Origin of the sequence: Actinoplanes sp. NPDC051470, assembly GCF_040682035.1 — a bacterium.
Classification (GTDB): domain Bacteria; phylum Actinomycetota; class Actinomycetes; order Mycobacteriales; family Micromonosporaceae; genus Actinoplanes.
Genome location: NZ_JBFBAA010000068.1, coordinates 1 through 10,593 on the forward strand (window position 1 = coordinate 1; position 10,593 = coordinate 10,593).

9 protein-coding genes and 1 pseudogene are annotated in these 10,593 nt (G+C 66.5%); 6 read left to right on the forward strand and 4 right to left on the reverse strand.

The features are described 5' to 3' along the window. The first annotated feature begins 311 nt into the window (after positions 1-311). The gene (locus AB0M54_RS47425) at positions 312-1,430 is read left to right on the forward strand and encodes a hypothetical protein (RefSeq protein ID WP_364479864.1); all 1,119 of its coding nucleotides are present in this window, start codon (positions 312-314) and stop codon (positions 1,428-1,430) included. A 280-nt stretch (positions 1,431-1,710) separates the two neighbouring features. Here the strand turns inward: AB0M54_RS47425 and AB0M54_RS47430 are convergent, their stop codons facing one another. Next, on the reverse strand, positions 1,711-2,187 hold the full coding sequence (locus AB0M54_RS47430) for a hypothetical protein (RefSeq protein ID WP_364334753.1): 477 nt from the start codon (positions 2,185-2,187) through the stop codon (positions 1,711-1,713). A gap of 620 nt (positions 2,188-2,807) precedes the next feature. On the opposite strand from AB0M54_RS47430, the gene AB0M54_RS47435 reads away from it, so the two are divergent. Beyond that, complete coding sequence (locus AB0M54_RS47435) at positions 2,808-3,122, forward strand: hypothetical protein (RefSeq protein WP_364479867.1); 315 nt, start codon at positions 2,808-2,810, stop codon at positions 3,120-3,122. Positions 3,123-3,146: 24 nt separating this feature from the next. Here the strand turns inward: AB0M54_RS47435 and AB0M54_RS47440 are convergent, their stop codons facing one another. After that, the gene (locus tag AB0M54_RS47440; RefSeq protein ID WP_364479870.1) at positions 3,147-4,091 is read right to left on the reverse strand and encodes a serine hydrolase domain-containing protein; all 945 of its coding nucleotides are present in this window, start codon (positions 4,089-4,091) and stop codon (positions 3,147-3,149) included. A 291-nt stretch (positions 4,092-4,382) separates the two neighbouring features. Between AB0M54_RS47440 and istA the strand changes: the two are divergent. The 4 genes and pseudogenes from istA to AB0M54_RS47460 all read left to right on the forward strand — a co-directional run bounded on the left by istA (position 4,383) and on the right by AB0M54_RS47460 (position 8,770). Next, positions 4,383-6,018: pseudogene (gene istA, locus AB0M54_RS47445) on the forward strand (IS21 family transposase). Continuing rightward, the gene (gene istB, locus AB0M54_RS47450; RefSeq protein WP_364479873.1) at positions 6,015-6,800 is read left to right on the forward strand and encodes an IS21-like element helper ATPase IstB; all 786 of its coding nucleotides are present in this window, start codon (positions 6,015-6,017) and stop codon (positions 6,798-6,800) included. Before istA ends, istB begins: the two are co-directional and overlap by 4 nt. 20 nt (positions 6,801-6,820) lie before the next feature. Continuing rightward, positions 6,821-7,036: a hypothetical protein gene (locus tag AB0M54_RS47455; protein ID WP_364334765.1), complete on the forward strand. Its 216-nt coding sequence runs from the start codon at positions 6,821-6,823 to the stop codon at positions 7,034-7,036. A gap of 213 nt (positions 7,037-7,249) precedes the next feature. Further along, complete coding sequence (locus tag AB0M54_RS47460) at positions 7,250-8,770, forward strand: ISL3 family transposase (RefSeq protein ID WP_364479877.1); 1,521 nt, start codon at positions 7,250-7,252, stop codon at positions 8,768-8,770. Between the two features lie 92 nt (positions 8,771-8,862). Here the strand turns inward: AB0M54_RS47460 and AB0M54_RS47465 are convergent, their stop codons facing one another. Together AB0M54_RS47465 and AB0M54_RS47470 are read right to left on the reverse strand one after the other, a co-directional pair. Further along, positions 8,863-9,354 (reverse strand): GNAT family N-acetyltransferase, encoded by a 492-nt coding sequence (locus AB0M54_RS47465; protein WP_364479880.1) that lies wholly within the window; start codon positions 9,352-9,354, stop codon positions 8,863-8,865. 663 nt (positions 9,355-10,017) lie between these two features. After that, positions 10,018-10,593 (reverse strand): tetratricopeptide repeat protein (locus AB0M54_RS47470; protein ID WP_364479883.1); only part of this gene is annotated, 576 nt, incomplete at its 5' end.

Here is a 10,593-nt window from a genome sequence, read left to right on the forward strand (position 1 = left end):
ACCAACGGCCACTACTACGTGAGGGGTTGATCGAACCGATGGCGCCGCCCACCGGCGCCATCGACGCTCCTCAAGACGATGAGCTCTCATGCCGCCGATAACGCGCGACTGGCCGCTGTTCAGATCGTCAGGAAGCATGGTGCTCGCCGCTGTAGAGGGAGATCCATGTCGACGCCTTGGCCGCCGCCCGGGGCGGCGCCGGGCGGCGGACGGCGCTGGCGATACTGCGGCGGCCGCTGCGCTTGCTGGCGGGCACGCGAGGGTGGAATCATCTCGGCCATGATCGGAAGAATCGAGTCCTCCGTCCACCAGTGAGCGTGACGACCGAGCCTGAACTGCTCGGACCTCAGATCGCGCTGTTCGAACACGCTCTGCGTCTTCACCAGCAACATCCCGACGGCGTTCTACCTCGCGACGGTGAGCCGTATCCGGACGAAAAGAGTCACCGCTCACGGCCGTCATACCGGCGCGTGAGGGATCAACGACTCCACGGGGCCGACGTCGCTGTCATCCTCGACAGGCATTTCAGCCGACCGGACGCGCAGGCGAGTGAACTTGTCGACGCGTTCGGCGATGTCTACGTCCCGATCCATCGCAACGACCACATCGGTGCCGCAGCGCTGCGCGCGAACCGCGAGAGAGCGCGGCAGACCGGCCGGTGGTTGGTGCGGCACAGCACGGATCGCAAGGCCGCCACGGTAGGACTCGCGCTGCTGGCCACCGATGGGGCCGAGGAAGACATCCCGCTGATCCAAACCATCGGTCTGCTGTCGGATCATTTCGGACCGTTGGCCGCCGAGGCGTTGCAACGCCGCCGTGCAGGCGCAGAAGCGCTGATGTGGCTCGCCGACCGCGTCGCCGGCTGGGGCCGGGTCTACGTCGTCGAAGCACTATGCCGACAAGGCGCCGCCAGTTCGCGGCCATGGCTGCTGCGCCATGCCTGCGACGGCGACTACCTCAACGGCTACTTCGCCGGCGAGGTCGCCACCACAGCGCACCTGCACGAAGCGATCACCGACCCCGGTGCCGGCGATGACCTGGCCGATCACACCGGTCGGCTACTGAGGACCATGGCGGACTGCGCCGGCATGGGCATGACCCTCGAGCACTACCCGCCAGCATCTGCCGTGCTGGCCGCCCATGCTGCTCACATCGCCCGGCAGCCACCGACAATGAACCGATACATCGATGCCGCGATGATCGCCCACAATCTGGTGGCCAAGCCTCCGCACCAGTGCGGCTGTACCACCGAGCAGCGGGACCGCATCGTGCAGCGGTACCTCGTCGTACTTGAGCAGCCCGATTGGCGCGAGGCAATCCGCGCGAACTCGAGCCTGAACAGCGACTTCTTCTCATGGTTCGCCAGCCACGTAGCGGCGCGGCTGCGTCTCGGCGCATTCTCCGATGGGACCGGAAGTGACGAACGCTGAAACCATCCCGCAAATCAGCTCCAGCAAGAAGGCGTCGAGTCGCCTGAAAGGAAGCGGCGGCGTGTTCCCGAACCACCATCCAAGTAACCGAGCCGCTGCCTGCCTTGGCGTCCTCACATGCCGCCGATCTTGCGCGCAGCCCTCTGCCGATGCCGTAACCGGTGCTCCAGCACGCCCTCGGGACCGGTCAGCTCGCGCCGTCGCGGTGATCATGGTTCAGGCGCCGCGGAGCAGGGCTCGCAACAAATCGACCCGGCTCGGTAGCCCGTCGCGTACGCCGTCACACCGGGTAGACGCGGTACTGCAGCTTTTCGTCGTACCGGAGACCGGTGACTGCCGTGATGATCGACCAGAGGAAGTCCTCGTCCGGGCCCCAGGACGGCAGGGCAATCTCGGCCTCGACCGGCAGTGGCGTTCCTTCGTCCTCGACGGCCACACCATCGGCGTAGACGTAATGCCGGGTGCGTTCGCCATTCGTGAACAGCGTGAAGCCGTATGTGCTCGAAACACTGCTGAAGAAGACCACCAAAGCGTCGGCCGGGTCGCTCGGCTCCCAGCCCATGACCACATCCATCATCGGGTTCCAGACCTGCACCCAGCCACCCGACTCGGCGGCATAGAGGGCGTCGGGCTTGAGGGCGCTTGTAGCCTGGTCGGCTCCGACCAGTTCGCCGCTGAAATCTGTGATGGCGAGTTCGTCCACCGCCTCGTCCGCCGTCACGTCCTGACGGAAAAGCACCGAGGTGTTCCAACCCATGATCAAACCTTTCCTTGTACGGCGGGGCCGCCGCCCATTGTTCAGGGCGGCACCGTCAGGACAACATGGGAGGGCGCTCTCGTGAGATACCTCGACGGGCTTTGCTCGCAAAGAAGACCCCGTGAACGTCTTCCGTTCATCGCCGCGGAGCAGACTCGCCGCCCTGCTGGCCGCCTCCTAGCAAGCCCGGGTCAGTTGCCGATACCGCAAACCGGCGCCCTCACATGCCGCTGGTAAGTGCGACACGATGTCGCACGTTTTGAGTAGTTTCGTCGATAGGAGGTTCGACTCGATGTCGAAGACGTGACTCCGGTCAGTGTCCTGGACCGGTCCCCTCCTCTGGCGTGCGCGGCTAGTAATGGCCGGGTGTGGAGCCCAGAGGGAAGCCCAAGGATGCCCGTTCCGACCGGGTGTCACAGCTGGCTCCGTCGGTGAGAATGGGGCCCTTTGTTTGTGAGCTCTGGTCCCGCCTGTCGGCGACGGGATTGTGTGTTTGCCAGTTCGGGACCCCCACCATGATGCGGCTCGGGCCGGTGGGTGAACTCGGTCCGCCCGGTGCCCCGGTCCGGGTGTGGAAGTTAGGGTGGGACTGCTCCGCCTCCTGTTCGCAGCATGACGTCGTGAGGCGCGACGAGTTGGCCACCGCGTTCGTCTCGCCGCGATGGTGGCCGAGGAATCACGACCACGTGATGGTCGTGCCGAACTCTCACTACGAGAATCTGTATGACCTGCCGTCCCGCTACGGACACGCGATCCACGAGCTGGCGCGCGAGGTCGCGATCGCCATCCGGCGAACCTGCGGCTGCGATGGAACCTCGTTGCGCCAGCACAACCCGCTCGCCAAGAAGATCGGCGCCTGGCCGTCAGTGCTCGCGGTCTCGGCCGCCACCGCCGCGGCGTCCTACGCGGCCGTCGACCGCCGCGCCCAGAGCTGATCAACCGTTGAGCGGCTGACTTTCTCAGCAGGCGACCAGCTCGTCGATCAGACTGTCGGCCAGCTCCTGGGTACGGGCCTCCGTATGATCCAGGGCGATCACGACCATACTGGCACGCCGCGCGGGCAACCGGGCGATCTGGGCGCTCAGACCCGCCCACGAGCCGCCGTGGCGGTGGAGCGGGAAACCGGCCCGGGTCAGCACGTCGACACCCCAGCCGTACGGGATGGACGTGCCGTCGTCGAGCCGGCCCGCCGTGTGCAACAGGCCGGAAACGCCCAGCTCGTCGTTCGCCAGTGCCTCGTTCCAGCGCATCAGGTCGGCCGCCGTCGACCAGACGCCGCAGTCGCCGAGCGACAGCGGCGCCGGGGAGCCCGGCTCGGTCGGCGTGGTGCCGGGCGGGAACGGATCCGGGCCGGGCCAGTAGCGGGTGGCGGCCATGCCGAGCGGCTCGAACAGGCGCGAGCGCGCGAAGTCGGGGAACGGCTCGCCGGCGATACGTTCGACGATGACCGACAGGCAGGTGTAGCCGGGGTTGCGGTAGCTGAACGTGGTTCCCGGCGTGCGCTCCAGGGTCTCGTGCCCGCCCAGCTCGGCCAGCATGCCGGGGACGGTCCGGTCCCGCCCGGCCTTCTTGAGCGCGAAGAACTCGCCGGCCTCGGGCAGTCCGCCGGTGTGGTGAATCAGGTGCCGCACGCGGACGGTGGCCGCCCACGCCGGAAGCTCGGGGATCCATTCGGCCAGCGCCGACTCGACGTCGAGCTTCCCCTGTCGCACGAGCAGCGCCACGCATGCGGCCGTGATCTGCTTCGACACCGACGCGACGCAGGCCGTCGTGAACGGCTCGCCGTGGCTTACGTACACCGCCGACGCGTCCCCGTGCCGCAGGCCGACCACGACCCGGTCGCCGTCGCCGTACCCCGCCGATTCGATGAGCGCGGCGGCCCGCTCGGGAAACCCTCGATCCACCGGCCCAGTATCAGGAGCGGCCGCGACCAGGTAAACCGAATTAGGGCGCGTTTCGTAAGGACAACTATGAGTGGCCAGAAACACGCGGTGGGACAAAGTTCGCTGGCACACGAACAAAGTTGGTTGGCGAAGGACAAAGTCGACTGCACCAGATCGGGCCGGATTACCTGCGGTTTGTCCGTCAGTTCTGGGCCCACCTCGATCGGGTGGTTTCGATGTTCGTGAGTTCCGGTCCCACATGAGCTGGTGGGAGTATCGGCTGGTCTGGACGGGAGCCCGCCGATGCCGCCGATGTCGAAGGTCGACCTGTTCGCGGCGATCCGGCGGGACTCCCGCGCTGGCTTGTCCGTGCGGGCGCTCGCGCGCAAGTATCAGGTCAGCCGTCGCACGGTCCGTTCGGCGCTGACATCGGCGTGGCCGGCGCCGCGCAAGTCGATGCCGCCGCGGCCCTCGAAGCTGGATGCGTTCAAGCCTGTCATCGACGACATCCTCCGCGCGGACCTGGACGCGCCCCGCAAGCAGCGGCACACCGTCAAACGGATCTACGACCGGCTGATCGCCGAGCACGGCATGCACGACGTGTCTTATGCGGTGGTGCGTGCCTACGCCGCGGAGCGCAAGCCGGAGATCCGCGTCGAGGCCGGGCGGGGACCGGTCAACGTGTTCTTCCCGCAGACCCACCGGCCCGGCGCGGAAGCCGAGGTCGACTTCGGCGAGGTCGCCATCAACCTTCGCGGTGAACTGGTGACCTGCATGCTGTTCTCGCTCCGGCTCTCCTTCTCGGGCAAGGCCGTCCACAAGATTTTTGCGTCAGGAGGGGTCGGAGGCATTCCTGGAGGGGCACGTCCACGCGTTCACGACGCTCGGCGGTGTTCCCACCGGCAAGATCCGCTATGACAACCTGCGGGCGGCGGTCGCCCAGGTCCTCGGGTTCTCCCGGCAGCTCGGGTTCTCCCGGCAGCGGGTCGAAACCGCCCGATGGACGGCGTTCCGTTCTCATTTCGCCGTCGATCCTTTCTACTGCCAGCCGGGCTTGCAGGGAGCTCACGAGAAGGGCGGTGTCGAGGGGCAGATCGGCTGGTTCCGCCGCAACCACCTCGTCCCCGTCCCCGAAGTAGAGTCGTTCGAGCAGCTCAACGCCATGGTCGACGGGTGGGACGTCGCCGACGACGCCCGGCGCATCGGCAGCCGAGCCCACACCGTCGGGGAGCTGTTCGCGATCGAGCAGCCGCTGCTGGTGCCGCTGCCGGACGAGCCGTTCGAGACCGGCATCTGGCTGGGTCCCCGTGTTGACGGCTACAGCCAGGTCACCGTCCGCACCAACCGTTACTCGGTGCCAGCGCGGCTGGTCGGCCGGCAGGTCCGGGTCCACCTGCACGCCTCCCACCTGGTCATCTATGACGGCCGCGCCGAGGTTGCCCGGCACGAGCGGCTGATGGCCAAGAGCGGCAGCCGTCTGGATCTGGACCACTACCTGGAGGCCCTGTTGCGTAAACCCGGCGCCCTGCCCGGTTCCACCGCGCTCGAGCAGGCTCGCACGGCCGGGAAGTTCACCTCGGTGCACGACGCCTGGTGGGAAGCGGTCCGCAAGGCTCACGGCGACGCCGCCGGCACCCCCGCTCTGATCGAGGTCCTGCTGCTGCACCGGCACATGCCGCACGAACATGTCGTCGCCGGTCTGGCCGCTGCGCTGCGCGCCGGCGCGTTGACCGCGGACGCGGTCGCGCTGCAGGCTCGCAAGTTCGCCGAGACCGACGACCACCCGCACACCGTCGACGAACCGGCCCGGCCCGCGAGCAATGTCGTGTCGTTGACCGAGCGCCGCCTCGCCCAGCAGCTGCCGGCCGACACCCGGCCACCACCGTCGGTCGCTGCCTACGACCAGCTGCTCCGCCACCGTCGCACCGCAGAAGGGACCAGGCCATGACCCGTCATCGAGGACTCACTGAACAGGCCGCCGACGCCGCGATCGACTCCGCCTGCCGGGTGCTGCGTCTGCCCACCATCCGCGGTCAGTTCCCCGACCTTGCCGAGGCCGCCGCCCGTGATCAGATGACCTACCGCGGGTTCCTCGCTGAACTACTCATGGCCGAGTGCGACGACCGGGCCCGGCGCCGCTCCGAACGGCGGATCAAGGCTGCCGCGTTCCCGAGGGACAAGAGCCTGCGCGCGTTCGACTTCGACGCCAACTCCAACGTCGACCCCGCGGTCGTCCACACCCTGGCCAGCTGCGACTGGGTCCGCAAGGGCCTACCGCTCTGCCTGATCGGGGACTCCGGCACCGGCAAGAGCCACCTGCTCATCGCCCTTGGAACAGAGGCCGCAATGGTCGGCTTCCGGGTCCGCTACGTGCTGGCGACCAAACTCGTCAACGAGCTCGTCGAGGCCGCCGACGAGAAGGTCCTCGTGAAGACGATCGCCCGCTACGGCCGCGTCGATCTGCTCTGCATCGATGAACTTGGCTATATGGAACTCGACAAACGCGGCGCTGAGCTGCTCTTCCAGGTTCTGACCGAGCGGGAGGAAAAGGCCTCCGTCGCCATAGCTTCAAACGAAGCCTTCTCGGGCTGGACCAAGACGTTCACCGACCCGCGACTCTGCGCCGCGATCGTCGACCGGCTCACCTTCGGCGGCAACATCATCGAGACCGGCACCGACTCCTACCGGCTCGCCAAGACCCGCCACCAACTCGCCAACACTAGCCAATGAACCACCCGCCAGTTGGCGTCATGGTCGTCTACGCCCTCACCCAACCCGTCGACGACTTCGACGCGCTCAGCGACATCGAGATCCCCGGACTCGCCAGCGTCATCGCCCACACCGCGCAGGCGATCCTGCGACCGATCGGAGGCTGGACCCACCCCACCAGTCACGACATCCCAGCGCTACCGGTCCCCGGCACCACCCGCGAATACACCCGCCCAGGCGCTGACCCGCCCTTCTGACCCTCGCCCGGCGACGCCCCGCCACCGCAGAAGTGGGCCCCAAGGTCAGCAACATTGATCAAGGGAACCGCTCAACCCGGGCCCAAAAGTCACGCACATCTGGGCCCCGTTTACGGTTCTGTCCCGTGAAGAGTGATCGATGTTCGTAGTGATCGATCGTTGGGCTGATGGTGTGATGAGCTAATCGGCAGGTTGCTGCCGCATCTTGACGACGTGGAGGTCGACGAAGTCACCGCCACCAGTGCTGGCGTTGTTCTTCATGCTGCGGCGCGTAGCAGTGAGGGGCGCTGCCCGGCGTGCTCGGTGGTTTCCGGGCGTGTGCATTCGCGGTATCAACGCCGGCTGGCTGATCTTCCGGTCGCGGGCCGACTGGTGGAACTATGCCTGACAGTGCGCCGCTTCTTCTGCCTCAACACCGTCTGCGGGATGCGGACGTTCGCCGAACAGATCGCCGGGCTGACCCGCCGTCGGGCTCGTCGTAGTGAACCGTTGCGGATGATGCTGACCTCGATCGGAATGGCGCTGGCCGGTCGTGCCGGTGTTCGGCTCGCTGCCAAGGTCGGGATTCGGACCAGCCGCAACAGCCTGCTGCGGCTGGTTAGAGCTGTCCCCGACCCAGAGGTGGGCTCGGTGCGGGTCCTCGGCGTCGACGACTTCGCCGTCAAACGAGGACACCATTACGGCACCGTCCTGATCGACTGCGAAAACCACCGCGTTCTCGATCTCCTCCCGGGACGCGACGCGTCACCGCTGGCCGGTTGGCTGCTCGAGCACGAGTCCCCAGAGGTGATCTGCCGGGACCGGGCCAGCTCTTATGCCGAAGGCGCCCGGACCGGAGCACCGGCCGCGGTGCAGGTCGCTGACCGTTTCCACCTCTGGCAAAATCTCGCCACCGCAGTCGAACGTCTGGTCGCCAAGCACAAGGGCTGCTTGACGGAGAATCCCACCGTTGAGGCCGCCGCCGACGCAGACGTTGCCGCAGAGCCGCAGGGCGCAATGGCGCAACGCCGCCGAGTCCATCATGCCCTGGTTCACGAGATGCTCGCGCAAGGAGCCAGCTTCCGGCAGATCGCCCGACACCTCGGCTGGAAGCATCAAACAGTCTCCCTTTATGCCCGCGCCGCGACGTGGCAGGACATGATGGTCGTGTCCAAGCCACGGGCCAGCTTGCTCGACCGATTCAAGCCCTACCTGACCGACCGGATTGCCAGCGGGTGCCTCAAAGCCTCGACACTGCACCGCGAAGTCGTTGCCCAAGGATTTACCGGCAGCTACAGCATCGTCAGCCGCTTCGTCGAGCAACACCGCACACGACCGGACCTGCGAGCCACCCCGAAGCCGCTGTCGACAAGGCAAGTCACCGGCTGGATCTGCCGGCATCCCGACAACCTCACCGACCGCGACACCAGCCGTCTGACCGCGATCCTCGACAACTGCCCCGAACTCCGGATCGCAGTTGAGCTGGTGCGGTCCTTCGCCGCGATCATGACCCAGCGGCACGGCCATCAGCTCGGCGAATGGCTCAGCTGCGCCGAGCAGGCCGACTTACCCGGCATCAACCGTTTCATCAACGGCGTGACCACCGATCTCGACGCCGTGACCGCCGGGCTGATTCTGCCTTTTAGCTCCGGACCGGTCGAGGGCAACGTCAACCGCATCAAGATGCTCAAACGGCAGATGTATGGCCGAGCTAGCTTCGATCTACTCCGCAAACGAGTTTTGCTGGCCCACTGACCTGAAGATCGAGCCGTCTTCAGGGGACAGCAAGCCATTCCCACGACGCTATGCGGGCAACTCTGACGTCCACGCTTCGAGTTGGCAGCACCTTATGATCGCGCGGGAGTGGCGCTCGAGCTTGAGAAGTCGGCCCGAAACCCTTCGGCCGTCTGCTCGAATCCGGCAGCCTGGTAGAACGCGTGTGCTCGGTCCCGTTCTTTCGACGACAGTAACTCCAACCGGCAGCACCCCACATGCTGCGCCGCGGCCCGCACAGCACGGATCAACATCGTGCCGGCTCCCTGTCCACGGTGGGCGGCGTCAACGACCATGTTGTCGAGGAGGCCGTGGGGAGCAGCACCGTCGAGCAGGCTCGTCAGCACGACAAGGTCCGCGATGCCGATTACGCCGCCACCGTGCTCGGCGACCAGAACGATCCGCCGCTCGTCGACAACCATGGCCTCCCAGACCTGCTTCTCGCGGCTCGTCGCTGCGGACCCCGCTTGTTCCCTCGTCCACGTCGGCGCGAGCTGGGCCAACAGCCGCACCACACCGGCAAGATCTTCTTGCGCGGCTCGCCGTACCGAGACCTCGATCGCCATGACCAGAGCGTAATGGCCGCGTCCAGGCTCAGGGGTCCTGCCAGCGCTCGGAGACGGGTCACGGAAGACGGGACAGAACCCCGTTTACACGCACGAAGCCACACAGGTGAGGGGAAGACCGAAAGGGTGAACCTGAATGAACCAGTGGTGATGCCTCGTTACGGCAACTCCCCAGGTCGGATCGTAATGGTGGGGATGATGAGGAGCGGGCCGTTGAGAATCGGCGAGCGGCGACTGAGCATTATCCTATGGTCGCGTGGACACCGCTGCTCCCGGGGTATAGCTGGCACCCGACCCGGTCGTATCTCATGCGTGTGGAACGTGTAAACTCCGTCAGGTCCATCTCAGCCCAACTGTGGTGGTAGGCCAACCGTAAGGGAAGCGGAATTCCGTGGCGGGAACGGCGATGAGCCTTCACGCCGTGTGACGTATGTCGGGAAAGGCCCGACGCACGCTCGCGCCGATCGAATTGGTTGCTGAGTCGTTTGGTTCTATGCGAAAGCTGCGACTGCGGTCATGGCGGTTCCGTAAGTGCCGATGGCGAGGTTCAGGCCGGTCCTGAGGGCGTGTAGTCGTAGTCGGTGCAGGCGGGAAAATGTGTCGTAATGCCGTTGACGGTGTGCCGTGGCGGGAGCGAATTTCTGCTGGACGGTGGCCGACGTGTCACTCATGAGTGCCTTCCTCGCCCTCTGGCTTCAGATCAGGGTTGTGTCCCGGTGGCAGCTTCAACAGTTGATCGAGTAGGCGGCGGACGGTCCTTACTTGGCGGTGGTCGGGGCCGAGCGCGGCCAGGCTGATGCTCAGGGCCTGCTCGTATTGGGTGCGGGCCTCGTCCAGCCGGCCCAGATCCTGCAGCACGCTGCCGAGGTTGCCGCGCCGGATGCCGATGGTGGGGTGGTCGGGGCCGAGCGCGGCCAGGCTGATGCTCAGGGCCTGCTCGTATTGGGTGCGGGCCTCGTCCAGCCGGCCCAGATCCTTCAGCACGAGGCCGAGGTTGTTGCGCCAGCTGCCGATGGTGGGGTGGTCGGGGCCGAGTGCGGCCAGGCTGATGCTCAGGGCCTGCTCGTATTGGGTGCGGGCCTCGTCCAGCCGGCCCAGATCTTGCAGCACGCTGCCGAGGTTGCCGCGCCGGATGCCGATGTCGGGGTGGTCGGGGCCGAGTGCGGCCAGGCTGATGCTCAGGGCCTGCTCGTATTGGGTGCGGGCCTCGTCCAGCCGGCCCAGATCTTGCAGCACGCA

What these genes read in the sequence shown, in the direction of transcription:
- AB0M54_RS47430 (WP_364334753.1), bottom strand. Translation starts at nt 2,187, where the DNA reads ATGGGTTGGAACACCTCGGTGCTTTTCCGTCAGGACGTGACGGCGGAC.
- AB0M54_RS47455 (WP_364334765.1), top strand. Translation starts at nt 6,821, where the DNA reads ATGGTCGTCTACGCCCTCACCCAACCCGTCGACGACTTCGACGCGCTC.
- AB0M54_RS47465 (WP_364479880.1), bottom strand. Translation starts at nt 9,354, where the DNA reads ATGGCGATCGAGGTCTCGGTACGGCGAGCCGCGCAAGAAGATCTTGCC.
- istB (WP_364479873.1), top strand. Translation starts at nt 6,015, where the DNA reads ATGACCCGTCATCGAGGACTCACTGAACAGGCCGCCGACGCCGCGATC.